The organism is Undibacterium sp. 5I1 (genome assembly GCF_034314085.1).
Classification (GTDB): Bacteria; Pseudomonadota; Gammaproteobacteria; order Burkholderiales; family Burkholderiaceae_D; genus Undibacterium.
The window spans coordinates 3,692,067-3,718,664 of the sequence record NZ_JAVIWI010000001.1 but is presented as its reverse complement, the minus strand read 5'-3'; the positions used below and the strand labels follow the sequence as shown (position 1 = coordinate 3,718,664).

General features: G+C 48.0%; 21 protein-coding genes. 11 read left to right on the top strand and 10 right to left on the bottom strand.

Annotation, left to right across the window (positions count from 1 at the left end):
• Positions 1-79: 79 nt before the first annotated feature.
• Complete coding sequence (locus RGU72_RS16265) at positions 80-1,126, top strand: MBL fold metallo-hydrolase (RefSeq protein WP_322120730.1); 1,047 nt, start codon at positions 80-82, stop codon at positions 1,124-1,126.
• Positions 1,127-1,267: 141 nt separating this feature from the next.
• On the opposite strand, the gene RGU72_RS16260 is transcribed toward RGU72_RS16265, so the two are convergent.
• Together RGU72_RS16260 and RGU72_RS16255 are read right to left on the bottom strand one after the other, a co-directional pair.
• Positions 1,268-4,120, bottom strand: a complete 2,853-nt coding sequence (locus tag RGU72_RS16260; protein WP_322120729.1) for a pitrilysin family protein — start codon at positions 4,118-4,120, stop codon at positions 1,268-1,270.
• 268 nt (positions 4,121-4,388) lie between these two features.
• Complete coding sequence (locus RGU72_RS16255; protein ID WP_322120728.1) at positions 4,389-5,240, bottom strand: D-hexose-6-phosphate mutarotase; 852 nt, start codon at positions 5,238-5,240, stop codon at positions 4,389-4,391.
• Between the two features lie 311 nt (positions 5,241-5,551).
• Between RGU72_RS16255 and RGU72_RS16250 the strand changes: the two genes are divergently transcribed.
• From RGU72_RS16250 to RGU72_RS16235, 4 genes are all read left to right on the top strand, one after another.
• Complete coding sequence (locus RGU72_RS16250; RefSeq protein ID WP_322120727.1) at positions 5,552-8,527, top strand: EAL domain-containing protein; 2,976 nt, start codon at positions 5,552-5,554, stop codon at positions 8,525-8,527.
• A gap of 117 nt (positions 8,528-8,644) precedes the next feature.
• The gene (locus RGU72_RS16245) at positions 8,645-9,799 is read left to right on the top strand and encodes an HDOD domain-containing protein (RefSeq protein ID WP_322120726.1); all 1,155 of its coding nucleotides are present in this window, start codon (positions 8,645-8,647) and stop codon (positions 9,797-9,799) included.
• Positions 9,800-10,056: 257 nt separating this feature from the next.
• On the top strand, positions 10,057-10,713 hold the full coding sequence (locus tag RGU72_RS16240; RefSeq protein WP_322120725.1) for a nucleotidyltransferase domain-containing protein: 657 nt from the start codon (positions 10,057-10,059) through the stop codon (positions 10,711-10,713).
• On the top strand, positions 10,664-11,083 hold the full coding sequence (locus RGU72_RS16235) for a hypothetical protein (protein WP_322120724.1): 420 nt from the start codon (positions 10,664-10,666) through the stop codon (positions 11,081-11,083). The genes RGU72_RS16240 and RGU72_RS16235 overlap by 50 nt, the downstream gene beginning before the upstream one ends.
• Before the next feature lie 215 nt (positions 11,084-11,298).
• Here the strand turns inward: RGU72_RS16235 and RGU72_RS16230 are convergent, their stop codons facing one another.
• From RGU72_RS16230 to RGU72_RS16220, 3 genes are all read right to left on the bottom strand, one after another.
• A complete protein-coding gene (locus tag RGU72_RS16230) occupies positions 11,299-11,466 on the bottom strand; it encodes a hypothetical protein (RefSeq protein WP_322120723.1) in 168 nt (55 codons plus the stop codon).
• A gap of 363 nt (positions 11,467-11,829) precedes the next feature.
• On the bottom strand, positions 11,830-14,775 hold the full coding sequence (locus RGU72_RS16225; RefSeq protein ID WP_322120722.1) for a DEAD/DEAH box helicase family protein: 2,946 nt from the start codon (positions 14,773-14,775) through the stop codon (positions 11,830-11,832).
• Positions 14,772-16,838 (bottom strand): site-specific DNA-methyltransferase, encoded by a 2,067-nt coding sequence (locus tag RGU72_RS16220; RefSeq protein ID WP_322120721.1) that lies wholly within the window; start codon positions 16,836-16,838, stop codon positions 14,772-14,774. The genes RGU72_RS16225 and RGU72_RS16220 overlap by 4 nt, the downstream gene beginning before the upstream one ends.
• A 99-nt stretch (positions 16,839-16,937) precedes the next feature.
• Between RGU72_RS16220 and RGU72_RS16215 the strand changes: the two genes are divergently transcribed.
• Positions 16,938-17,339, top strand: coding sequence for an XRE family transcriptional regulator (locus RGU72_RS16215; RefSeq protein WP_322120720.1), 402 nt, complete (start codon positions 16,938-16,940; stop codon positions 17,337-17,339).
• Positions 17,340-17,371: 32 nt separating this feature from the next.
• Here RGU72_RS16215 and RGU72_RS16210 read toward each other — a convergent pair whose 3' ends face one another.
• The 4 genes from RGU72_RS16210 to RGU72_RS16195 form a co-directional block, all read right to left on the bottom strand.
• Positions 17,372-18,265 (bottom strand): Dyp-type peroxidase, encoded by an 894-nt coding sequence (locus RGU72_RS16210; RefSeq protein ID WP_322120719.1) that lies wholly within the window; start codon positions 18,263-18,265, stop codon positions 17,372-17,374.
• Positions 18,266-18,366: 101 nt separating this feature from the next.
• The gene (locus RGU72_RS16205) at positions 18,367-18,819 is read right to left on the bottom strand and encodes a GNAT family N-acetyltransferase (RefSeq protein ID WP_322120718.1); all 453 of its coding nucleotides are present in this window, start codon (positions 18,817-18,819) and stop codon (positions 18,367-18,369) included.
• 56 nt (positions 18,820-18,875) lie between these two features.
• A complete protein-coding gene (locus RGU72_RS16200; RefSeq protein ID WP_322120717.1) occupies positions 18,876-19,418 on the bottom strand; it encodes a hypothetical protein in 543 nt (180 codons plus the stop codon).
• A 24-nt stretch (positions 19,419-19,442) separates the two neighbouring features.
• Positions 19,443-19,928, bottom strand: a complete 486-nt coding sequence (locus RGU72_RS16195) for an asparaginase domain-containing protein (protein ID WP_322120716.1) — start codon at positions 19,926-19,928, stop codon at positions 19,443-19,445.
• A gap of 188 nt (positions 19,929-20,116) precedes the next feature.
• Here RGU72_RS16195 and RGU72_RS16190 point away from each other — a divergent pair, with 188 nt between their 5' ends.
• The 5 genes from RGU72_RS16190 to RGU72_RS16170 all read left to right on the top strand — a co-directional run bounded on the left by RGU72_RS16190 (position 20,117) and on the right by RGU72_RS16170 (position 25,493).
• On the top strand, positions 20,117-20,893 hold the full coding sequence (locus tag RGU72_RS16190) for an L-asparaginase (protein WP_322120715.1): 777 nt from the start codon (positions 20,117-20,119) through the stop codon (positions 20,891-20,893).
• Positions 20,894-21,362: 469 nt separating this feature from the next.
• The gene (locus RGU72_RS16185) at positions 21,363-21,839 is read left to right on the top strand and encodes an RICIN domain-containing protein (protein WP_322120714.1); all 477 of its coding nucleotides are present in this window, start codon (positions 21,363-21,365) and stop codon (positions 21,837-21,839) included.
• A 179-nt stretch (positions 21,840-22,018) separates the two neighbouring features.
• On the top strand, positions 22,019-23,140 hold the full coding sequence (locus RGU72_RS16180) for a sensor histidine kinase (protein ID WP_322120713.1): 1,122 nt from the start codon (positions 22,019-22,021) through the stop codon (positions 23,138-23,140).
• On the top strand, positions 23,128-23,895 hold the full coding sequence (locus RGU72_RS16175) for a LytR/AlgR family response regulator transcription factor (protein WP_322120712.1): 768 nt from the start codon (positions 23,128-23,130) through the stop codon (positions 23,893-23,895). The genes RGU72_RS16180 and RGU72_RS16175 overlap by 13 nt, the downstream gene beginning before the upstream one ends.
• Positions 23,896-24,221: 326 nt before the next feature.
• Positions 24,222-25,493 (top strand): acyltransferase family protein, encoded by a 1,272-nt coding sequence (locus RGU72_RS16170; protein WP_322120711.1) that lies wholly within the window; start codon positions 24,222-24,224, stop codon positions 25,491-25,493.
• 205 nt (positions 25,494-25,698) lie between these two features.
• On the opposite strand, the gene RGU72_RS16165 is transcribed toward RGU72_RS16170, so the two are convergent.
• Positions 25,699-26,598 (bottom strand): DNA ligase, encoded by a 900-nt coding sequence (locus RGU72_RS16165; RefSeq protein ID WP_322120710.1) that lies wholly within the window; start codon positions 26,596-26,598, stop codon positions 25,699-25,701.

Below are 26,598 nucleotides of genomic sequence, written 5' to 3'. Positions count from 1 at the left end.
GACAAGCCGTAGTAACATCAAAACTTTAAAGAAAAATGTATTCAATACACACTAGTTATTTTCTGGAAATGTCAAAAAAATGCCTCTGATTTTCATACGTTTTATTCTAGGAATTGTTTTGCTCCAGGTTCTGGGATGCTCTTCCGTACAAAGCTATCCCAAGTCCGATCACTATGATGGCACCAGCTTCTTTAATCCTGACAATCCAAAAGGTAACGGACTTTGGGACGGCTTCAAGTTACTGTTTTCGTTTGATTTTGAAAGCTGGCCAGACTCGGTTAAAAATGCTCAGGCTCTTAATCTCCATAGCAATCTGGGTAAGGACGAGGTAGCCATTACCTTTGTAAATCATGCGACGGTACTGATTCAAACTGAACACTTTAATGTATTGACGGATCCTGTTTGGGCAGAACGTGTCAGTCCATTTAGCTGGATTGGCCCAAAGAGACATCGACAACCCGGCATCGCTTTTTCTGATTTACCGAAGATTGATATCGTTGTCATCAGCCACAATCATTATGATCATTTAGATGTAGAGACGCTCAAACAATTAAATACTACTTTCCACCCAATGTTTATTGTCCCTCTCGGGAATAAAAAACTACTGGAAGAAAATGGAATACAACAGGTTGTCGAGCTTGACTGGTGGCAGAGTGTGGAGACGACGCAGAATGTGAAACTGAGTTTGGCACCAGCGGAGCATTTTTCAAATCGCTGGCTATTTGATAAAAATCAAAGCTTATGGGGAAGTTATGTCATTTCCTTTAACGGACATACTGTGTATTTTGGAGGTGACACCGCGTACTCCCCTCATTTCAAAGCGATACGAGAGCACTTTGGCTCACCAGACATCGCATTTCTGCCCATTGGCGCATATGAACCAAGATGGTTTATGAAGCAGATCCATATGGATCCAGAGGAAGCCGTACAAGCGCATGTAGATCTAGGGGCAAAACAAAGTATCGGGATACATTTTGGAACTTTTCAGTTAACCAATGAGAGTATTGATCGGCCTGTAAAAGATTTATATTCAGTGCTAGGTCAGAAAAAAATAGTAAGAAATGAATTTCTGACACTGGAAGAAGGATCTACAAGATTATTCAAACTGGGAAATGTAAAAAAATGATTTGTAGCAGTGGTTTTATTTAAACATTGATTTTGAGTGAATATCTTCGCCTGCGATAAAAAGTGAGAGCGCACTAAATAATAAAAAAGCCAGGCTTACCGCCTGGCTTTTTTCACTCGTTACTCAAGAGTTTTTAGGAAATTACTTCGCCTTTGCCTTAGCCTCGTCACCGGCAATAAAGGTGCTCATCTTTGCCGGGTCTATATATTTTTTAAACGCGGCATTCATTTGCTCCAGAGTCACCGCCTTGATTTTATCGTCCAGCGCCTGGCTCCATGCCCAGGTACGGTTCAGATATAAATCGTAAGCCCAGCCGCCAGCGATGGCCGCATCGCTAGTACGGTTTTGTGCGCGTTGTTGTAGCAAGCCGGACTTGGCGCGGCTTAATTCCTCCTGCGTAAATCCCTGGCTCAGTGCACGCTGTAATTCTTCTTTGATGGCGGCTTCTAGTTTGATTAAATTTTGCGGTGCCGCAGTGGCGCTGATGCTAAAACTACCAACCGGATCAAAATCACCGGCAGATAAATCAGAGCCACCGCCATAAGATAAACCGTCTTTTTGGCGAATCCGGTCCATCAGTCGTGAGTTCAATCCCGAGCCTGCACCGAAGATGTAATTTGCCAGGCTGAGTGCCGGGTAATCGCTATCGTCTTGACGCAAAGCTAGATTCATCCGGCTTACAAAATAGCCGTTCTCTTTGTCTGGCGTATTAAAGGTCTGACGTATTGCGGGAATAATCTCTTGGTAATCGACCAGACGTGCGTAGGGTGCGGCACTTTTCCAACCGGCAAAGGCAGTTGTCACCGCTTGTTTGGTGCTCTCTACATCCATATCGCCGACAATCGCTAACTCGCCTTTGGAGGCACCGTAAAACTGTGTGTAATAGGCTTTTATCTCTTCCAGACTCAGCTTGCGGGCACTCGCAAGTGATTCGTCTATGGTTTGGCTGGCGCGAATATCGCCTTTGGGGTAGCGGTTAAAATGCTGTGCCAATGCCTGGTTGGCGACAGTTGATGGCTCGTTACGACTCCCCTCTACTCCTACAATCAACGACTCGCGCGCTTGTGTAAATTCACTGGCGGGGAAGCTTGGTTCACGCAGTACATGCGCCATCAATGCGATGGCAGCGGGTAAATTCGCCTTGGTGGTCTGGTAAGAAAACGCATTGCCAGTAATTTTAAGTTTTGCCATTTCATCCGCCAACTGCGCGCGGCTATATTTGCTGGTACCCGCAGTAAGCAAACCGCGAGTGAATGCGGCAACGGTTTTTTTATCGAATAAACTTTTCTCATCACCCCAATGCAAACTCAACGAAACGTTGACCGTTTCACCGCGAGTTTTCTTAGGCAATAACGCAAGATGTAAACCGCCGATGGTGGCATGCTGTGTGCGCTTGTCGATATTGGCTGGCGTGGAATCAAATACTTCTGCGCTTAAAGTATCGGCCTTAGGTTTAAAGTCCTTCATGACATCAGCCATGCTTGGTGCAGCGCTGATCTCTGCGCGTTGCGGTGCGTCTTCGGGAATAAACATGCCAATGGTGCGGTTGTCACGGACAAAATAACGTTTGACTGCGGCAGTGACTTGCTCTGCTGTGACTAGCTGGCTATTATCTCTGTCCTTAAACAAATATCGCCAGTCACCCAGAGCAATATATTCCGACATGCTGATGCCAATAGACTCGTGATTATTCAAGATTTTTTCATACTCGTTGGCAGTGTCGAGTTTGACTCTGTCCATCTCTTCTTTGGTGGGAGGGTTCGCTTTAAAATCCTCTATCCCTGCTAGTAAAGCATCTTTAGCTGCATCAATAGACGCGTCTTTTTTTACCACGGCACCAATGATTTTAAGACCTGGAGCCACGCTACCCAGATCGCTAGAAAATACCTGGACGACCTTGCCTGTTTCTACCAGTTGTTTGTGCAACCGACCATTAGGTGAGTCGGTCAAAATATCGCCCGCAAAGCCAAGCGGATCACTGTCCGGATGTAAGTTAGCTGGTGTCTTATATGCCACCATCACCAGTTGGATATCGCCTTTGCGCCTGACTACAAAATTACGCTCGCCATCCTGCGTTGGCTCCACCGTCCAGAACGTTGGCAGCACTCGTGTCGGCTTGGCGATTTTGCCAAAATCCGTAGCAATCCATTGCAGAGTTTTGGTCTGATCAAATTTACCGGCGACTAACAAGACTGCATTATCGGGCTGGTAATATTGATGGTAAAACGCTTGCAGATTTTCTATCTTAACGTTCTCAATATCGCTGCGGTTGCCGATAGTAGCGTTGCCATAATTGTGCCAGTCAAAGGCGACGCTTTGCATGCGCTTCATCATTACGCCGCTAGGAGAATTTTCATCACCTTCAAACTCATTGCGTACCACGGTCATTTCTGAATCCAAATCTTTTTTGGCGATATTGGAATGCACCATACGATCCGCTTCCATCTGTAAAGCCCACTTCAGATTATCGTCACTGGCCTGGAACAGCTCGTAATAATTGGTGCGGTCTAGCGAGGTGGTACCGTTCATGCGCATGCCGCGCTGGTTAAATTGTTCAGTAATTTTTGGATTATTGGGTGTGCCCTTAAACATCATGTGCTCTAACAAATGTGCCATGCCGGTTTCGCCATAATTCTCAAAACGCGATCCCACCAGATAAGTCAAATTGACGGTGATGGTTGGCTTGGATGCATCTGGCATCAGCAATACTTTTAAACCGTTTGGCAAACGGTATTCAGTAATCCCTTCTACGCTAGTAATCTGGCTGACGCCTTTTGGCAAGTTAGCTACAAGGTCAGCCGCATTAGTTTTCGGCGAGAACAGTAAGCTCAAGGTCAGCACCAGACCAGACACCAGCATGCCACTTGCCATAGTTTTATGCATGCGTTGCCGGGCTGACTTTAGATTGCTGGAAAAAACATGTGCTGGAGCCGTTGATGTAACTACAGTCAACTTAACTGCGGATGACTCAAATACAGGGGACAGAATCGACATCGATAATCCTTGTGGGCACTTCATCAAATAACGGGGTATTTTGCTGCGTGAGTTTAGAGGCTCGCTTTAACAATTACTGGTTAGAACGCTGCGGGCAAATTTAATTCCATTTACCGCAAAACAAATTTATCTGGTTAAAACTACCATTCAGCCAACGACCCATAAAAAATATACTGTCATAGGTATATTTTTATTGTCCATATAATTACTGGACAATCAGCCTATTTCGTTTAATTTTTAGGGGAGTATATGTAATTATCCTGCAAAATTACGCCGTTAAAGCCGATATTTCTACGCTTAGCGTCTGGCTACCAGTCCAACCAGCGCCGGGTGCTAATACGACAGGATGCATGACGGTGGCGGCTTCGATGCATAGCATGCGTTGCTCGCCGCCAGCCTCCATATCGGCTAAGGCGGCAGCTTTTTCTGCGCCTGGATTCCAGACTACGGCATCGGTAAAACCGGTTTGACTAATGCGGGTTATTTGCTGCGGCTGGTGCATTACTAGCTGTGATGGGAGTTGCTGCACATTGGCGTAAATTCTGTCGATCTCCCCATTAATCCGCAAACTCGCCTCTTGCTCCAGACACTCACTGACCCCGCTGACCGAGTCCCGATAACGCAAACCCGCCAAGCCATGCACGCTCACATCGGCAATCTGATCCACCGCTAGATAGGTGTGTAAAGCGCTGGTAAAACTAAAACTGGTGTCGCCAGTATTGTGAATGCTTAGTCGTATTGTCAGGCGATTGCCGACAACGCTGACGGCGAGTTCTGCGCGAAAAACATGCGGCCAGATTTGCAGGCGAGCGATATTTTCTTGCAGATCAAAAATGGCATAGGCAGCGTCTTCGGCGCTTTCTGTCCTGTAACCAGTTTCCACTAAACGCCACAAGGATGTACGCGCAAAGCCATGTTTAGGCAAGGCACCGACGTTAGCAAATTGCGGAAAAATCACAGGCACGCCGCCGCGAATGGCCGTGCCATCCGTGGTTGATGAGGCTTTACTCAAAAATAACTGCTCCCGACCACCAGCAGGTATCCACGAGTACACATGCGCACCATGCGGAGTGATAGTGGCGCGGGCGCCGTCTTTAGCTTGCAAAATCAATGGTGTCATCAGACTTAATCCGTGGTGATAAAAGACAAAAAATTGGTTCTGCCAGTATAGGAGCGAAAGGCTTTTTTTGTGGAGGCGGCATAAAAAATGATCTGTAAAAATTGTATCCCTAGTTACACAAGCTTTATACCCGCGCCAGGCGACGCAAACCAGTACAAAAATTATATAGGTGACAATTGGTACAACATTATTAATCAGCAGATCAGACCTTTCTCTACGAGAAAGCGACATACCGTTTTCAAACTCTAGCGGTATAACGCATAATGGCTAAGCGTTGTGCGCGCTGAAGGTCATTTTAGGCTTCCTATTTCATGTCCAGATCTCACAAAGTCTTCTCTACCGTCCATTTACATCCCAACGCATTTCTCGCGCGTGCTGCGCTATTGGTATTGCTGTACCTCGGTACCGGGCATCTGGGCTTAGCTGTAACCTACCTCTCCCCTCACATCAGCTTGTTATGGTTGCCTGCGGGTGTCGCCGTGGCTGGGCTAATGCGCTACGGTAACCGTATGCTAGGCGTGATTTATCTCGCCGCCTTTTTACAAGATTTGTCGGCAGGCTTATCGCCAGCAACTGCCGCTCTGGTTTCATTTGGCAACACCTTGGCGGCCTTTGTATGTTGCGTGGTCTTGCGCTACAAAGAGGTACACCCGCAGTTTTTACAACGCAAAGATGTAGTCTGGTTCACCATTGCCGCCATGCTGGGTATGACGATGTCTGCCAGTATTGGCACCTTGGTACTTGGCTGGCACGGCTGGGTAGAAAATCTTCCTTTGACCTGGTCTACCTGGTGGGCGGGCGACTTGGTCGGGACTTTGTTGATGGCACCGCTGTTACTGTCGCTGTCTGCCAGCTCAGTTAAAGACCTGATCAAGCGCCGGGAAGAAATCATCATTTTTATGCTGATTTTTTGTACGATTAACTGGTTTATCTTTATGGTGACCGAGCGCCAGATTGATCTGACGTTTATCGTAGTCGCCACCACAATCTGGTCTGCATTGCGGTTTGGCGTGACGGGTGCGACGGCAATAGCCCTGGCCTCATCGGCAATCGCGGCTTTGACAACGGCTAGCGGTAGAGGGCCGTTTACTGACTTGCAATCAGAGAGCAGCTTATTGGTTCTGTGGGCCTATATGTTCACTATGACGATCGTGGCTTTGGTGATTACCGCCTTGCAAGCAGAAAGTTTGCAAGCAGCGCGTGAGATACAAGATGCCTTAGAACGCATCAACAAAGTGGCATCCCGCTTACCCGGTTTAATCATGCAATACCGCATACGCGCTGACCGCAGCGTCAGTGTCCCTTATGCCAGCGACGCTATTTTGGGGATATTTGAGGTGACGCAAGAACAGGTGGTGAGCGATGCTGTACATGTATTACAGAAAATCGATAGCGGCGATGTTGAAAAGGGCAACATCAGCCTGCGCGAAGCGACCAGAACCATGTCGCCTTGGCAAAATGAATTCCGCTTCCGCCGTGCGGATGGCACCGTGCGCTGGTTAATGGTTGACGCATTACCAGAGCGCGAAGCCGACGGCGCCATGCTATGGCATTGTTTTGTGAGCGACATTACCGAGCGCAAACAGGCTGAAAAAGATTTACGTATCGCGGCTTTTACTTTTGAGTCGCAAGAAGGGATTTTTGTCACTGATGCTGATTGGCAGATATTGCGCGTCAACCATGCGTTTTCAAAAATCGCGGGCTACGACAGCAATGAGTTAATCGGTCAAAAAATCCGGCGTCACTATGACAAGCAGCAAGATAAAGCTTTTTACGATGTCCTCATGGACTACTTAAAAGAACACCATTTCTGGCAAGGTGAGCTATGGAACCGTCGTAAAAACGGGGAAATTTATCCGCAAATGATCACCGTGACTGCCATCACAGATAGCCGTGGCGACATTACAAATTATGTTGGATCATTTACCGATATTAGCCGCCACAAAGGTTATGAGGCAGAAATACGCAATCTGGCTTTTTACGATCCGCTCACCCAATTACCGAACCGCCGCTTGCTGATGGACCGGCTGCAACATCTGATTAGCATCAGCAAACGCAATGAAAGTCACAGCGCGATTTTGTTCATCGATCTGGATAATTTTAAAACGCTGAATGACACCCGCGGCCATGATGCCGGGGATATTTTGTTGGTAGAAACTGCCCGCCGGTTACAAACTTGTATGCGTGAATGCGATACCGTGGCACGTCTTGGCGGTGATGAATTTGTGGTGGTGCTGGAAGAACTGAGCCATACACGCAATGAGGCGATCCAGCAAACTGATCGTATTGCAGAAAAAATCCGGCAAGTATTAAGTCAGCCTTACGCGATTATGGATTTTGAACACCACGGCTCTAGCAGTATCGGCGCTTGTCTGTTCCAGGGTAATGATGTCACCGTCAAAGACTTATTCAAACGTGCCGATACCGCGATGTACGAGGCAAAAACTTCAGGACGTAATGCAGTACGTTTCTTTGATCCGGCCATGCAAGCAATCCTAGTCGTACGCATGATGCTGGAGTCTAATTTACGTCTGGCACTGGCGCAAAACCAGTTCCAGTTGTATTACCAGGTGCAAGTCAATTCCGATGGCAAATTGATCGGTGCCGAAGCACTGCTCCGCTGGATACATCCTGACCGCGGCTTTATATCGCCAGCCGATTTTATTCCACTGGCAGAAGAAACCGGCTTAATTATTCCGATTGGTCTTTGGGTGATGGAAACCGCCTGCGCCCAAATTAAACTATGGGAGGCACATGAAGATAGTCGCCACCTTAGTCTGGCAGTTAACGTCAGTGCCAAACAATTTAAACAGGCCGATTTTGTCGAGGCTTTTACCGAGATAGTCCATCGGCACGGGATCGATCCGACACGTTTAAAAATTGAACTGACCGAAAGCACGGTGCTGGATAATGTCGATGCCACGACCGAGAAAATGCATCAACTGAAAAAACTAGGTATTTCTTTTTCTATGGATGATTTTGGCACTGGCTATTCTTCACTCGCGTACTTGCAACGACTGCCGCTTAATCAACTCAAAATTGATCAATCATTTGTACGCGATTTAAGCGACGATGAGAACGACGCAACCATCGTGCGTGCGATCATTTCGCTGGGTGTTAATCTTGGCTTAAACGTGATTGCAGAGGGCGTAGAAACCGACGCACAACGTAGCTTTTTGATACAGCATAATTGTCTCGCCTTCCAAGGTTATTTGTTCTCTAAACCCTTGCCGCTGGATGGATTTTTAAAATTACTGGCGTTAGACAGTTCTAAAAATCCTGCGTAAAAATAAGGGGACGTGTGGCAGGACTTTAGTCCGAATGCGAGCGATAACAAGTTAGGGCGGTTTTTCGTAAGTACTAATTTATATCAAATTGAAAAATCAGAAATATAAGGATCAAATGTGGCTAGTCTGATGGCTTGGATCAAACAAATTTTTATCCGAACGACACCAACATCTGTTCGGACTCCGCTCAGCTCAACAGACACGTCTTACGGCAATAACGGACAAATAAATCTAACAGAGTCAGTGGAAAAATCGGCAGCGTCATTAATGCCAATAGACGACCTCACCGCTAACAATACCACCATCAGTAGCGACATCGATTGGCAGGCAGATTATCTGCTTTGGCTGTTAGAAGATTTGCTGGTTGACGCAGGTTTTAGCTCACCCACTGCTGCCTCCAATCTCAGTGCACTGCAATTACTGCAACAACTACAAGAATTAAGCCGGAGTAAATTTGCAGGCCAAGATTTAATTCCACGCGTGCCCGCGGTGCTGCCGCAACTCTTCAAAAGTTTGCGCGATGAAAACGCCTCAGGCAAGAGCCTTGCCGACATCATCGCAAAAGATGTGGTGCTCGTCGCCGAGGTACTGAATGAAGCGAATAGCTCTTTCTACGGCACCAGTAACAAAATCAATAATCTGGAAAGCGCACTGCTACTGCTAGGACAAAACGGCTTGCGGATGTTATTGGCAAAAGTCTCTTTCCGCCCCATCATACAATTACAATCGGGCAGCCTGAGCAAACTCTTGGCGCCCATTATCTGGGAACAATCCGAAGCCTGCGCCAACGCTGCCCGCCTATTCGCCATAGAGCAAGGCGAAGATCCCTTCCCCGCATTTTTAGCCGGCCTATTGCAAAGCGTCGGCATGATCGTCGCGTTGCGGATCGCCGACCGCACCGGCAAGCGGCAAAGGTTTCCAGACGATGCACGGTTCAGGGCAAGGTTAGTAAAAGATGCCCACCACCTCGCAGCGAGAATCGGAGAGCATTGGGGATTTCCGGCAAACGTCATTAGCGCCATTGATGAGCAACATAACCACAATGCCCAAAATACCAAAGACAAAATCAATAACAGCGACAAAACCCCACGCAGCGCGATGGGGCAAATTCTGCATCAAGCCAGCCAAGTCAGTCAGATTTGCCTGTTACAAAAAGCAGGGCAACTGGCAGAAGACGACGAAGCTCTAATGCTAACCCTGACCACCAGCAGCAAACGCTGCCTGCGTGCGATTAAAAAACGAAATATTGCGAATAACAATCCCACGGATTGAATGTTGATGCGTGGCTATCTGTTGTATATAAAAAGAAGTTCGCTCAACATAATGTAGCTTTTTTTAGTTCGAATGAAGCATTTAATGCGACGCTATATTCTCTATTATTTCAAGCGAGCCTCTGCAGTTCGATTGAGATTATTTAAATATGGCGAGAGTCTGCGGTGAATTACTGCAGAAAAGTTTTTTTGAATCATAGATAGTGAGTTCCATAGCAAGTGTATTAGGATAAAAAGTAAAAACCAAGTAAGCAGCAATTGATCGTACCCATATTGGGTGCTATCATACCCAATATGGGTACTTATTCAGATGCATTATTTTCTAAAACACAACAACGAGTCTTGGCGGTCTTATTTGGCCAGCCAGATCGCTCCTTTTATGCCAACGAAATCATTGCATTGGCCGACTCAGGGTCAGGTGCAGTACAGCGCGAATTAGCACGCCTCGGAGCCTCGGCATTAATCACCATGCAAAAAATAGGTAATCAAAAGCACTACCAGGCTAACCGAGAAGCCCCCATCTTTGAAGAGTTGCGCAGCATCGTCCTAAAAACCTTTGGTGTAGCCGATGTGCTGCGCACAGCTTTACAACCAGTATGGCCGCAAATAGAATTAGCATTCGTCTATGGATCAATCGCAAAGGGCAGCGAACATGCTGGCAGCGATATTGATTTGATGGTGATAGGTGATTTGTCGTCCAATACGCAACTACTGACAGCCCTGTTACCCGCCCAGACCCAACTGGGACGTGTAATTAATCCAACGCTATATACCCAAGCCGAATTCACCCAACGAGTCAGTGAAGGCAGATCATTTATCATGCGTGTACTAGAGCAGCCCAAAATTTTTGTGAAAGGAGCAGAGTATGACATCGCCCGACTCACCGCAGTTAGACAATCTAGCAAAAATAGGTAAGCTCAAGGCTGAACCACCAGATGCACGCGAATTGGCAGGTCTGCTGCGCTCATCACGAGTACGCTTACAAGACGCACGACAAGTAAGCCTCGCATTAGAAAGCCGTTTTGATCTGGCCTACAACGCCGGACATGCCGCCGCACTAGCTGCACTGAGAGCGCATGGCTACCGCAGCGAAAACCGTTACTTGGTATTTCAGTGTCTGGAACACACACTACAATTCAAACCCGAGCAATGGCTCATCCTCAATCAGGCACACAGTAAACGCAACCTGGCCGAATATGAAGGCGACCTAGATGTCACATTGGGTTTTGTCGAAGAACTGATTGAGCATGTCGCGGTTTTGCTCGATGCAGTGACAAGGCTGTAGATGCGGTCGCTTTAGTTTGCTTAACATCGCAAGCCAAATCACACTATCCGAGTAAACATCTTCTTGAGATACGCATTGCCACCGTCTTCCATAAACAATACATTTCTATCTTCAAGTTCAGCTTTCGCCGGTATATCACCCACATTCAATAAATCTTTAAACTTCGTCGCTGACAAGATGAAAGCGTTTAGCGTAAGTGTTGGGTCATTCGGCTCTTACTGCAAGGTTTTAACTTCTTTGCATAAACCCAATTTAGGATGCGTCAAATCAAGATTGCGCAGACCTTTGGGATCTACAAAACTCAACCATTGCTGACCCGTCTGGTCATCGACCAACCAGAGTAAAAAATCAGAATAGAAATTGCCCGCAAGCGCAAAACCCAAGCCTTTCTCCTCACGGTCAGCATTGCGCAGCAGGTATAGGTTGTATACGCTAATGGGTTCTTTGCGGTACGGATTAATATATAGTTTTAAGAAGAGGCAAAATCAGAAAAAATTTTCGCCGTTTCATTACCATTTGACTTTAACTTGCTATAGTTCGCAGCAAGTGGACTGGGGGTTCCCGGTCGGCGTCTAAGCCTCGGTGAGTTTCATCGGGGCTTTTCGCTTTCTGGAGGGTAAATCTTAAGACCCCAATTTTTAAAGCCTTCACCAACATTTTCCCGCCCTCCACTGCAAAAGAATTTTTTCTTCAATACATCAAAAAGCGCAAATTACAGCAATGGTTTCGCAGACCAAAATCAGGATTTAACTCAATTCAAGCTTTCCTTGTAATGACTGATCAGCCACTGGTCGTAAGCGCGCAAACTCTAACAACTCCGATAAACGAGCACCTTTGCTATGCCAATCATAAAATGCAGTTTCGCCTAACAGCACATAATGCCAGGGCAAACCGCTGCGCTCTTCAGGTTCTAGCGTGTTGATACGATTACACCAGGACGAAGCCGCTTTTAGCTTGCGCTGCACATTTGGATGTGTCACTTGCTGTTGCGCCTTGGTTTCAACCAGATAAATCGCTTGTTCGCTGCGTACAAAAAAATCCGGCGAATAGAAAGCTGGCATGCCGTCTTCCTTCACATAGCGCAGGCGGGCAAACTCGTGACGTGTTTCGCTGATTTTACAAAATGCCGTAATGCTGGCATCAGCTTGCGCCCAGCTAATGAACGCGCGTTCCAAACCGCCATTCTTGGCAGGATAAGGCAGACGTTCGTAAATACATTTACTGACCGCGACGGAATTACTTTCGCGCATCATCAATTTTTCTACCTCGGATAAATGGCGATGTTTTACTTCAGTTGACCCTAGCATTTCCTTATGCTCGGCATCTACTAATGCCATCGCAAATACTTTGGTGATATGGTCAACCACTGACTGCAATAATAATACGCGCCAATTTTCATCTACCATCGGATCAAACGTTTCGCTAAATAATTGATGACGAATATAGTTTTCTAGCCACCCTGTTAATGCAGCGGTATTGGTTTGCAAATAAGGGCTAGCCAGATGATAGGCAATCTTGTTGCCCTTAGGCAGCGGCTGCGATAAGGCTTGCGCAATACGTCGGGTAATGCGCGATAAGAAGTCGTTGTAGCCAGAGACGTTCATCACCGCACCATCAACCCGATAATCACCAAACAAGGTACTGCTTTGCAAATCCTGCGAGACAAATGTATCGCCCTTACCGAGCAAACCTTGTAAAGCCCCACGGCTCATCGCGCCAAACGGCGGCAGAGCCGCCACGTCAACTGCATGATGCTCCATTTGCTCATCGGCTTCATGCAGAATGAAAGGTAAGGCGAAATCAAATTCCTCGTAGCCATCACGTAAATTTGCTGCGATCAAATCGCCGGTGCTGCTGGTGTTATCGCTATCTTCGCTTGTTTCACCGACTAAGCCCGCGGCCATCAATTCATCGTAAAAAGACTGAAATGCCGGATGCTCAATAATCGATAAAATGTCGATCAAGCTACCTGGCTCTTTGCCTTGATTTATGCGTTCGCGATTCTCATGTTTGAGATCGCTATATTCTTCTTCGCGCCACATTAAGCGCAAACCTCGCCCTATGGTTTGCTCTAACAGAATCTGCGCTTGCGACGAACGCAAGGGTACTATCACGCAGATATTATTCACGTCAAAACCTTCCCGCAACATCAGTACGCTGACGATCACGCGCGGCGTCGCATGTTTATCGACATCAAATAAGCGCTCTCGCACTACGTTCCATTCTGCTGGTTTCAATTCTTCTTTTTTACCAGAGTCAATCGCCATCACCTCATCTGCGCTCAAGCCTTCATCTTGCAAAAATTGCGCAACTAGCGGCGATACGGTGGTGTCTTCACACACCACCAGCATCTTGGGATGGCGTGATGGATCTATAGCTGCAAAATCAGCTTCGAGCTTGCGCAGTTTTTGCAGGCCGGCACGCAGCATGACGCGCTGGCCTTGACCTAAAGTAGGATTACCATCATCATCGCGCTCGGCTTTAAATTCCAGAGGCAACGCACCAATTTCTTTACGCCGGTCAAGGACTAATGACTTCACCAATCCGGCGCGCATGGCACTCTTCAAATCAAAGTCCACAATGATGTGCGGGAAGTAAACCTTTTTCTTGGTTTTTCCGCTACCGACATCGTTATACGGCGTGGCGGAAAAATCCATTTGCACAAAGCGTCGTCCCTTAGAAAACGCAATCCGCGACAAACTCTTTTGCCATTCAACTTCAGATACATCTCCTTCTTTTTTTACTTCATGGATATGGTGTGCCTCATCGTTAAATACCATCAAATCTGGCAAGCCAATCAAAAAATCCAGTACGCCGCCCCGTGCATAACGGCGATCCAACACGTCCAAGCTATTTCCCGTGGATTTACCTGGCATGACTGGCAATAAGGCATCAATTACCTGCTGCGGATCAAGTATTAAACCGGGCGCATCTAATTCTTGCTCTTCTTCCAGCTCGTCCACTTCGCTCAGCAAATGCCAGTTGGTAATCGCAATCATGCCGTTACCTGTGGCTTTTAAACCGATGTTTTCCTTGTCGCACACATTGCCACGCACGAAACCAAAGACTTGATCCCGATAAGTTTCTGGAATAAATAATTCGGCACATAGTGCTACATCGGATGTCGCAAAATCACGCGTGCCATTACGTAGTTTGCCGCAAAAGGCATCGAGCAAACGCTCATACACAATCAAACCCGGTGCCACGATCAAAAACTGGCGTGTAAAGCGGGGATCATCCATGCCTTCAGCAGTGGCAGCAGATTTATTCAACATCTGCCAGATCAGCAAGGCTTGCAACACCCAAGTCTTGCCCGTACCCGTTGCCATCTTCAAACAATATTTAGGATGCGCATGTTTGGCCTGCGCAACCTCGCCCATGCGCGAGCCTGTCAGCAGGGCATCTGGCGCAGCTTGTTTGTATAAATCCAGCAGACTGGGCGACGCCAATACCTCATGCGCAACGATGGTATTTAAGATCGCCTGACGCTGCCCAGAATGAAAATTAAAACGGCGCGTGGCGCAGGCATCGTCACTAAACCACCAATGCAATAATTCTGCCGTGGTCGGTGTGACCAGTTCAAAAATATCGGCGACGCCGCTTTCTATTCCTATGCATAGTTGGGTGGTCTTTTCGGTCAACCCAGCGGCAAGTTGCAATTGTGGATCAGCCATATTGGCAGCTAAGCTCATATCGCCTCCGCTTTTGCAAGCACATCCGCAATCACTTCGGCCTCAAAGCCAAACACATCCACCACACGGACACAAACACGACGTGGTCCTGCTTTGCCAGGCAAGTTCAAGATTGCCTTGGTGATGACGCGCAAAGGATCACCGTCGTTATCGGTATTGCCGCGATAATCCTGCCATACCGAACGGAATACCTGTCCATCATAATCAGGATCAACCGCCCAATATTCAATCAGCGCCAGCGGTTCTTTATTCATGACCGCATGCAGTTTGTTGCGGTTGGTATCATCAAGGTTGATGGCTTCTGGCGATAACAAGACGTAGTTGTCTAACATCACGGTAATTGTTTCTTGACCGGCATTTAGGTCTGCATCAGTGCTTGCAACGTAACTTACTCTTTGAACTGGTTTTATCGTCAGATATTGGAGTGAGGCAAAGCGCACTTGCCCACGTAATTTTTCTGTACTGCCTTTTTTCTTAAGCCGGTCGAGCAAATCCGGTGGGATCACCAAGACCTCCAGCCGACTATCGTTTAATGCAGAAATAGTCTCACCAATGGACGGTTCAAAGTTCCAGCCAAGTACCACAACTTTATCCCAGCCGCCCATAAGGCTATCGCGCTGTGCGATAGCCTTTTTTAGCGTCGCAGCGCCAGTCAGTTTGTTAGGTGAATCGGCAAGTACTAATGTCTTGCTGCCACCAGCAATGATCTTGCCCAGGTTACGGTTGGGATTGTCTTCGGGCGACAAGGGCAGAGCGCCATACAACGACAGCACGATTTGCGATAAATCACCGATTCGGAAACCTCGTCCTAATGATGCCTTGGCTGCTTCAACTTGATAATCACCGATGGCTTGGTAGAGGAAAGGTCTTGCATTTTGATCGATCAGCCGCTTGCGCATGATCATGCAAGCAGGTTTGCCTAGATCAGATGTAATCCAGCGACGCCCCAGTTTTTCTGCGACTGCCGCGGTTGTTCCAGAACCTCCGAAGCAATCGTAAACTATATCGTTTCGGTTTGAAGATGAATGAATAATTCTCTCTAATAATGCTTCTGGCTTTTGCGTAGAGTAATCAAGCGCTTCGTTGAATCCCGATTTAAGTGGCGATATATCAGTCCACCAATCATTAAGAACCGCTCCATTATTTATATCGAGCCAAACATCGTCGAGATCATTTACCCCTTTGAGTTTTGCAAAAACGCCAGGATTTGTATTCTTTAGATGTCGATATGTTATCTGACCATTTTTGTCAAAATATGGTTGATAACGCTTGATTGTGCTGTCGGAAAGCCTTTTTCTCGTTACATTAAAAGTTCGGCCATCTCCTTTTGAGTAAAAAAAAATGGAATCATGTTTTCGCTTAAAGTAATTAGTAGTGCGACTGCCAATATCTTCGTAGCACCACGATATCTCATTTAGAAATGATGTCCGACCGAATATTTCATCCATCACAATTTTCACGTAATGTCCAACATGCCAATCCAAATGCACATAAATTGAACCGCTGTCACTCAATAATTCGCGCATCAAAATCAATCTCGGCGTAATCATCGCCAGATACGATGCAGTACCGTCGCTCCAAGTATCCGAGTAGGCAAACTGCTCAATCACGGTTGGCTTTTGTTCGAGTTCTACGCCGGGCAACACAACCTTGGTGCGGTAATCGGCTTTGGAATCAAACGGTGGATCGATGTAGATAAGATCGATCTTGCCACGCAGCGAAGGCGTCTGTTCATCGCCCGCCAATAAGGCAGCCATCGCTAGCAAGTTATCACCATAGATCAGGCGATTGGTCCACGGTGCGCCCAGATTCGGCGCATCGCCAAGCGAACCCTGCACAGACCCAAACAATTCCGATGTGGCGTTACTTAAACCTGCAACGGCATCCTGACGCTGGTTCGTGTTAATCCAATCGTTACTGGCGCTGTCTTTTGCGGGCAATACCCATTCACGGGTTTGCAATGCAACTCGGTGGCGACTTTCCAGACTTTCTAAGATACGCTCAGCTTCTTGCCGCCCCTTGGCGACGATTTCAGGTAGTTGTTCCAGCAGACTTTTTGACATTTTTATTGGCACAGAAATTAACGTAACCAATAGTTTAGTTTACAACGTAACTATTTAACAGGTTACGTAACTAAAATCTATAACCAGTAACGTAACTGGATGGATAACAAAAAAGAAAAATTTGCTGGTAGATTAGCCGAAGCGATGAGGGCGCAAGGCTACAATGCAGAGCCTGCGGTACTTGAGAGAGAATTTAATTTACGCCATTATGGAGAACCAATGACGCTACACGGGGTACGGAAGTGGCTGATTGGCGCATCAATTCCACCTTACGAAAAGATTATCACGCTGGCGACATGGTTAAACGTGCCGCCTGATGATTTAACTTTTGGATTGGAAGTAAAGCAAAAAATCAAACAAAAAAATGCCAACTGGAAGGAGGCTATTTCGTACAACGAACGAGAAACCTTCGAGGCATTTCTTAATTTGCCAGCACCTCAGCGCAAAATCGTGCGTGAAGTTATCCTTGCCTTTGCTGCGGCTTATCCAGTATCGAGCTGATACCGCAACCGCAGCTTTCTCTTTTTTTAATTTTATTTTTCTTGTTTTTTTTCTATCGCAGACAAATCAATCCGCCCATCCTTCATCGGCGGGCACCAGAAATAACTGCCGGTGACTGGCTGGCTGAATTTGAAGATCGCGTCGACGATGCCGTCTTCTGCTCCGGACATGCGGCGCAATTGTGCGGCGAATGGGTAAAACGTGCTGCCGAAGGAGACAAAATATAAACCCGCCTTGCCTTGTTCTGCCCATGGCATGGAACGACGCAGCGAGAATGCTTCGGGGTCGAAATCTTCTTGTGCTGTGCGTTTGACGTGAGCAGATTCCGGTGCATCTTCCAGCTCTTCGTTATCGCTTCTGCGACGGCCAACGGCGTTGTCTTGGTCTTGGCTGGACATGGCGTCAAATTTGTCGAAATGGTGTAACCATTGCTGGACGGCGACCATGCTGCTGCCGTCTAAGCCTACGCCTTGTCCTTGTACGATGGCGGCGTTGAAGGCGGCTTGGTCTTTCGGGTTTTCGGTGCCGTCTTCATAGCCGGTGAGATCGCGATCCGTATCGTACTTAAAGCCATCAATTGCCTGTTGCAAATCGAAGACGGGATGTAATGCGAGTCGTACGCGGCGAGTCTGGTGCGCCAGTTCGCCACGCTCGGTTTCTCGCAACCAGCACCACACGGCGGCGGGTGTCGCAGGCAAGCCGACACGGCTGCCTTCAATGCCAGCAAATTCGTATAGCCCGTCGATCGTCTTGCCAAAAGCGGCGACTAGGGAGGCGCCTAAACCCAGCACGACATGGTCGCCGTCAACTAGCGCAGACAGGGTAGTGAGCGCGCTGCGGATAGCTGCGATATCGGCTGCGGGTTTGATCGTAAAGCTGAGATACGTCGCGTGCGGAGTGATGTGTTGCAGAATACCGTTTTGCATTTGAGTGACCGAAAGATTTGAATTGGATGATGAAGAGGGCGAAGAAGAATTTTAATCAGGATTGGCTGAGCCTGCTAACAGTTTTTCGTCAGTAAAAATACTCAATTTTGCAGGCGTGGCGGACGGACATAGTAGATATCCCATTCCGTCTCGTGACTAAATACAAATTCATGTTTGAGATAAAACAAGTTAGCGTCGCTTTGACGTAAAGCACCTACATGTAAGCTCAACCCAAGCTGATCTGCTTCGCTAAAAATTTGTTGTAATACCTGGCTGCCAATGCCTTGGCTATGATGAAGAGGATCAAGATATAAATGGTCTAGCATTAGCCCGGCATCACAGGGTTTGACCGCCACAAAACCAATTCGCTGATCGCCATCAATCATAATATGGCGTGTTAGCGCAGGGTCATAACTGGCGCGTAATCGCTCACGCGCACGTTGCGGGTCAAACCTGCCTATGCGCTCCAGACTGGCTTGCATAGCGCGGATGCGCAGTGCTAACAGAGCCTCAAAATCGGCTTCTGTTGCGGGGATCAGTTCTATTGTTTGCATTGTTAGCGGGCTGATATTGCGTGTTACTTATTACTCACTTTTTGCGATTACTTTGCTTACTCTTCTGGCCAGGCAGCCATTACGACTTCTTCAATATCGTCGGGATTATTGACTTTTTTTAATACGCTTTGCCATTCTTTAGGAGAAGGCTTGGCACGGGTAGTGAATTTGGGCATTTCATTAGCGCGTTTAAAATCAAACATTTTAGGGGTGTCGATATTCATCTTGATACCAAATACGACCAGACCACGATCAACAGAAAATGGACCGATTTTTTTGACCGCGTCACTAATTGCAGTCTCATAAAATTCATGCAAAGCAGGTTCCATATCCAGCCATGTCGCTACCTTGCCATCGGAGCGCACGGCGATCACCAGATAACCGCTGGTCGAGGGGATAGATGCTTTTTTTAAGGCTTTCCAAATCTGCGACTGCACTTTGTTAGAGAAGCGTGCCATCTCGTCGGGTTTGATTTGTTTCGACTTCAATACGTCTTCAGACTGGAAGAAATACAGGCTGTCAAAGCGCGTTTCTGCCGCCTGACTTGGGCTAGCCAGCACCGACAATAATAGCAAGAAAATTGATAGCAGTAGTTTCATGTTTGAGCCAATCAATACGCTACATCAGTTGGTCACAAAAACGCCGGCAGCACGATTTTTTTGTACATTATTCCAGTTAAACACCTGACCATTCATGGCAACGTACACACCTGCTGGTAATAGCTGTGCTACACCGCAGGCAAAGCCGAGATTAAACAAGGCGTCTGAATTGGCGATTTCGTAAGGGATCATCGCACCGGTAAAAACGATGGCTTTATCCAAATTGGCTGCGCCCAATACCTCAGCGGTTTCGCGCATGGTGTCTGTGCCGTGGATGATCACAATCGCGCGCTCCGGTGCTTGCTGACATGATGCCAAAATCCGCTGACGATCCGCGTCCACCATATCGAGTGAGTCCATTAAGTGATCCGCTTCCAAAGCCACAGGCACAGTGATGCGCGCGCGCTTGAGAACATCGGGTAAATGGCTGTCTGCAAAACTTAACTTACCCGCCAGTTCATCATAATGTTTATCGAAAGTGCCGCCGGTGCCAATGATGCGTAATGTCATAATGGTTTTGTCATGAGAGGGTTAATCTGGTGGGTATATTGTAGCGCTGAAGTTTACTCGCAGCGAAATTGGATTAGACTTCTCACTACTTTTGTACTAACTTTGTTGATTAGTCCGGCGGCGGCAACGTCGCTGGTACCTTTAAAACAGACATCTAAAACAAACCTCTAACACAGACACATATCAGCATGAAACCGATCGCTCCCGGCACTGTCATTTTCCATCGTCATCGCGGCTATGGCGTGCTGACGTCCGTTAATTTACTCACGGGTTGGGTGGCAGCACGGTTTGGCGATGAATCGCGCACGCTGGATTTAAATTTATCTACTGATGATGTGCAACATGCCGATGGCGAAGCGATTTTATTCCGCCGCCAGCCGCCAGAGCGCATGCCACATGCGCGCCTGATGGCGATGGTGCGTGACTTGCATCAGGCTGGCTACCAAAAATTGTATTTGTACAGCTGGCCCAAACCCTCTGGCCTGCATTGGCGCTGGCAATTATTCACAGGACCACGGCAATGGATGCAAAGACCGTGGCGCGAGGGCTGGTATGGCTCTGGCGCGGATTACAACTTTAATCCGGTCATGGGGTGGGGCGATGCTCCGGGCGCGAGCACGACAGAATTAATCGACGCTTTCGCCCGGTTTGACCCCGCCGGACTAGCGCAAGCCTTGGGCCGCGATGAGGACCATACCATCTGGTTTGCCCAAATCTGTGAAGTCTTACTCCCTGACTATGCGTACAGTCTGGGAGCCGATACGCCCGACAATCCGCTACCACTGTATCTGCCAACCATGCCGGTACGTCAACGCTTGCCAGAACGCGCCGACCTGCGACTTAGTTACCCGCCGGGCTGGGAACAAACCTGGAGCGCCGACAGCTTAAGCCGTCGCCATCAAATGCGTGCCGTGGTGCGACATGACGTGATTCCAAGCAGCTTTAACTTATCGCTAACGCCTTAGCAAAAATCACATACTCCCCTTTTAAATATGTAAATATGGTCTATTGCCCAGAATTTTATTGGGCAGTTAAAATGTACCTATAATGAGTATAATTTTCACCCAAGAAAACCGAGCGATAAAAATACGCGGAGAACCTACTCTAGCCTGAGTATTCTTTATCAATACGGCGTCCGAGACCCTGTTCAAGCACGCTACATAAAATTAAGACTTAGACAAAACTACCCGGCTGCGGGCTCCCTTTGCTGTCACAATTTTGCATAAGTTCTAAAACCATCTTGTTACATCATATACAAGGTTCTCATGTCTTTTTTCGCTGTTAATGCGTTTTCGAAATGTAACATAAGCAACTGATTAAACCTGAGCGGGCTAACAAAATTGCAGCGCTTTTTTGCCACCTTTTTTGTCCGCCTCCGCGCACTTAATTCAGACGAATTGTTACTTCTATATTCACATTCTCCAGAGGTAAAAAATGAAAAAAATGGTCGCTTTTCTATTACTCGTTTCACTCGGTTTGGTCGGCAATGCAAACGCTCAAGGTGGTACACATTTAACCATCCGCAATGAACTTGGCGGTGATCGTTTATGTATGGATGCTAGTATGGATCATAGTATAGGCGATGGGGCGCCGGTGTATGTGTATCGCTGCCATGGTCGTGAAAACCAACGCTGGACAGTGACCCAAAGTATGTACGGTCAAAGTACGATCGTAGGTGTCGATGGTTTTTGCCTAGACGTACGTGGCGCGTCACGCCAGCCAGGTACGCCAGTTGAGCTTTATCAATGCCATTTTGGTAGTAACCAAAAATTTGTAGTGCAGCAAGATGGTCATATTAAAGAAGTAGAAAGCGGTAAGTGTCTGGCATCTTTGGGAACCAGAGACCGGTCACCGATCGTCCTGGATTTCTGTCAAAACTCGCCAAACCAGATCTGGCTGTTTGAAAAATAACACTATAGTAAGTGCATCACTCATTACGCCTTAGCGCAATCTTAACGAAGCTTTAATGCGATTTGATCAGTAACGCCGATTCTGCTGACTTTGACAGATCCAGCGGAATCGGCAATCATCCTTGCCTGTTATTACCGACATGAGCTTCGGTAAATAAACCGTAACCAGGCGCAACCAACATGTATTCCACCCGCAGCAAAATCACTATCGCCACGGCATGGCTGTTGTTTTCTTTGCTGATGGTCTGGGTTGCCGTACAGGACTTCCAGCGCGACGGTGGCAGACTAATCTGGCAGCCGATCTTGTGGGAAAGTTCGTCCGCAATCACTGGTCTGTTTATCTTGCTAATACAACGGCGCCTGACAAAACCGTATGACTACTTGCTCGCAACGCCGTGGCGCTGGTTTGCGCTGCAAATGATGTGCTTGCCAATACAATGGATTTGTTTTGTTTCGATTACATTCGGCATACGACATGGCGTATATGCACTCATGGGTATGCATTACTATCACCGTGACTGGCCAGAATTGTTTTTATACGAATCGAGCAAGCTATCCATATTTTTGAGTATGTTTATGGTGATTTTGTTTGGCCTGCTGTCTTACTTTGAGCTGGTCAAACAAAAACTTCATGCTGAACAATCGAATGCCTTGTTACGGCAGGCGCAGTTGCAAAGAATGACGCAGCAGATGCAGCCGCATTTTTTATTTAATGCGCTCAACACGATTTCTTCCCTGATGCATACCGATGTCGACAAAGCCGATGCCACGTTAATTCAGCTAGCAGATGTTCTGCGTGCCACCTTAGAAGTCAGCGAACAGCATGAAGCGCCACTCAGCACCGAGTTGCGCCTAGTGCGCGGTTATGCCAGCGTCATGGCAGAGCGCTATGCTGATCGAGTGACATTGGACTGGCAAATCGATCCCGACACTTTGACCTGCACCATGCCAGTCATGAGCCTGCAACCGCTGCTGGAAAACATCTTTAAGCATACGGTCGAACAGTGCCGTCAAACCACGCATATCCAGATCAGCGCGAAACGTGAGAAGAGACAGTCAGGTGAAGCAGACGGCAACGGCAAGTCCGATATCTTGTTACTGCGCCTGAGCGATGATCAGGGCAAACTTCAGATCAAAAACGCCGATGCCGGCAGCCATTCAGGCATCGGTCTGCGCAACATCCGCGAACGCCTTGCTCTGCAATACCGCGACGACACCGCCAGCCTAACGCTCACTCAACTGAGTCCCGCTGGCGTTCTGGCAGAAATGCGTTTGCCTTGGAGAACCGCATGCGCGTCCTGATCGTCGATGATGAACGCCCTGCACGCGATAAGTTGCGCCGCCTGTTGTCGCAAGAACCGGATATTAGCGCGACGGAAGAAGCGCGGGATGCAATTGAGGCTTTACAGACAATAGCTGAGTTCAAACCGGATGTCGCCTTCTTCGATATCCAGATGCCAGAAGTCAGCGGACTGGAGCTGGCGGCCTCATTGCCCCACCATCTTGATGGTCCTGCACCGCTGATCGTCTTCGTCACTGCCTACGATCACTATGCGATTCAGGCGTTTGACGCCAATGCGATTGACTATTTGCTGAAGCCGTTTGATCAGAGCCGTTTGCAACGCGCGCTGGAGCGAGTGCGGGCTAGATTCAAAGACCGCAGCCAGACGCCAACCTTGCCAGCGATGGTGCCAGTGGCTGGCACTGGTCATGCGGTTCAGCAGCTGTTAATTACCGAGCGTGGCGTCACCCGCATCGTCCGTGTTGAACATATCGAATGGATAGAAACTGCCGATAATTACGTCGTACTGCATACCGCCAGTGAGCATCCCCTGATGCGCCAGACCTTGAGCGGATTAGTGGATCAGCTTGGCGCGCAATTCATCCGTTGCCATCGCCGCGCGGCAGTGCAGTTGAGTTGGATAGACAGCATCGTTACTCTGGAGAAGGGCGACTGCGAACTGTTGCTGCGAGGCGGCGCACGAGTGCCGTGCAGCCGCCAATATCGAGCGGAAGTGATGGAAAAATTACAGACAATTCCGACTCGCCCCGGCTAAATCCCATCTCGCCACATTCCGCTGGCCTCTGCTTGTACATCGATTTAACCTGAAATTGTTCAACCCAGATTTTCCATTTGACAGCGATAAGTGTGCCTTTGGCGAACTGACTGGCTAGACGCGACGACGACGCAAGCTGCATCTTGCTAGGAGGAGCAACAACGCTAGGCAGTTCGCCAAAGGTGCAATTGTCACAGTAACGTTCCCACTCAAATCGCGGTGGTGCTATCCCTCTGAAGACCGCACGCCGTCTGCGTTTTTTGCGAAGTGGTAGCGGTCTAATGGAAAATCTGGGTTCAATCTAAACAACTTCAGAGATCGCTGCCATGAACCCACACGCTGCCAATGCTAATGTTAGCTCCCGCCTGTTTTTTTTGGATTGGGTACGTATTTTCGCCTTCATGCTCTTGATCGTGTATCACACCGGCATGTATTACGTGACCTGGGGTTTTCATATTAAAAGTCCCTTTGCCAGTGACGCGATTGAACCGCTGATGATGCTGTCATCGCCATGGCGGCTGAGTTTGCTGTTTATGATTTCAGGTGTCGCCTCGGCATTTATGTTGAAAAAACTCAGTGCGACGCAATTCATGCGTCAGCGCAGCAGCCGTCTGCTGATACCGCTGCTATTTGGCATGCTGGTGATCGTGCCACCACAATCATATTTTGAGGTGGTCGAAAAAGTCGCCTATCAAGGCAGCTATTTCGACTTTATGCAGCTGTATTTGAAAGCCTACCACGGCTTTTGCGACAAAGACGGTTGCCTGCGTTTGCCGACCTGGAATCACCTTTGGTTTGTCAGTTATCTCTGGGTTTACAGCGTCGTACTTGGTTGTCTGATACTCGCCTTTGGCAAACGCTTTAACGCGATCTCTGACTGGCTGGCGAATTTGCTGACGGGCTGGAAGATCATCGCTCTGCCTGTGGCTATTTTTGCGATCGAACGTATCTGCCTGTTCAGCCGTTTTCCCCAAACCCATGCACTGGTGGATGACTGGTATAACCACGCCAACTATTTCGTCCTGTTTTTATTGGGCGCGCTGTTAGCAACGCAAGCGAACTTCTGGGCAAGGCTGAATCCGCAACGCTGGCTCAATCTGGGCATCGCCATCACATGCTGGGGTTCGTTGATTGTGTATTACGCCATGGGTGAAACAGTGATACCAGCGTCGCAGGTTGAATTTTGGCGTCACTTGCAACGTGTGGTGTATGCCTTGTGCCAATGGAGCGCCATCCTTGCCGTCTGCGGTTTTGCCCATCGCCACCTGCAATTTGACAGCAGCCAGCGACGTTATCTGACACAAGCGGTGTTCCCTGTGTATATCGTCCACCAAACACTGATCATCGTCATGGCTCACTATTTCAAACCAGCTAAACTCACACCAGCGGTCGAAGGTCCTATTTTGATTTTACTTACCTTGACGGTCAGCTTTGGGATTTTTGAAATAGTTCGTCGAGTAGCGGTATTGCGACCCTTGTTTGGGATAGCCGCAGAAATAAAAACCGGCAACGCTAAGGAAGAACCGCAAGCGACCTCAACCGAGAAAATCGGTCCTGGCAACATCACCCAGCAAGTGAATACTCAGGCGGCTATTTAAGCAAGATTTACAGCAAATAAATGGGGAGTATAGGAAAAAAATAATCATATTCCCCATATTTTAATTGGTTTTTTAAATATACCACTAACGAGTATAATTTTCTACATTGCACATCAGGCAAACACTCGGCGTGATTTTAGCTATATTTCTAGCGATACTTCTGGCTACACTTCTGACCGTATTTCTAACTGCCGCCACTGCATTTTTATTCTGGCTGCCGCACCCGCAAAAAACTAGCAAACTTTGGCAAACCCGTTGAGGTTACATCGCGGTAACGGTAAGTCACCGTGCTGCCCACCGCTGGCGGATTGCGCCTTTGCTCATCACTAAAACCCGTGCCTAGCCGGAAACGCACGCCCTCCGGTGTTTGCAGTACCAGCGCACCGAGCATGCCCTGATATTTGCCCTTTCCTGGTTCGTGGCTGACGACGACGGCTTCGGCATCTAACTGCGGTTTTAGTTTGAGCAATACGTCTGATCGTCCGGTCTGCCATGGCGCATCGGCGCGATGGAGCATCAAGCCCTCGCCGCCATCACGTACCACTTGATTGAGTTTTTGTTGCAATGCTGCCTTATCAGCGACCCGCACTTGTGGCAGCACCTGCAACCAGGCAACGCCCGCCTGCGCTACGCTGGCTTGCAGGCTAGCGTAACGTTGAGCAAAATCACCCTCACCGTTTGGCAACTCATACAGCTGATAGCTGATTTTCTGCCACTCGGCGTCAACCGGCTCTTGACGCTGCACCGCGGCAGATAGCCGGTCAAAACTATGCCGCTCCATCCACAATTCGCCATCAACTGTATGCTTGGGTAAAGCCGCGATAAACCAGGCAGGTGCGTGGATAGCTTTGCCACTGCGAAAACGTAACTGCTTACCGTCCCACAAGGCGCGTACACCATCGAGTTTTTCGCTCACCAGATACAGTGCGGGATCAAATTTATCTGAAAAATTTTGCGCCAGTAAAATGTCCATCCTAGCGGCACCAGAATCGGTACTAGCGGTCATATGATCTGCAGCCGACGTCTGCGCAAACGGCTGCAAAACACCACTGAGCAGTAACAGCGCCATTACCCGGCGTAAGGGTGGTAATTGGGATGGATTCAT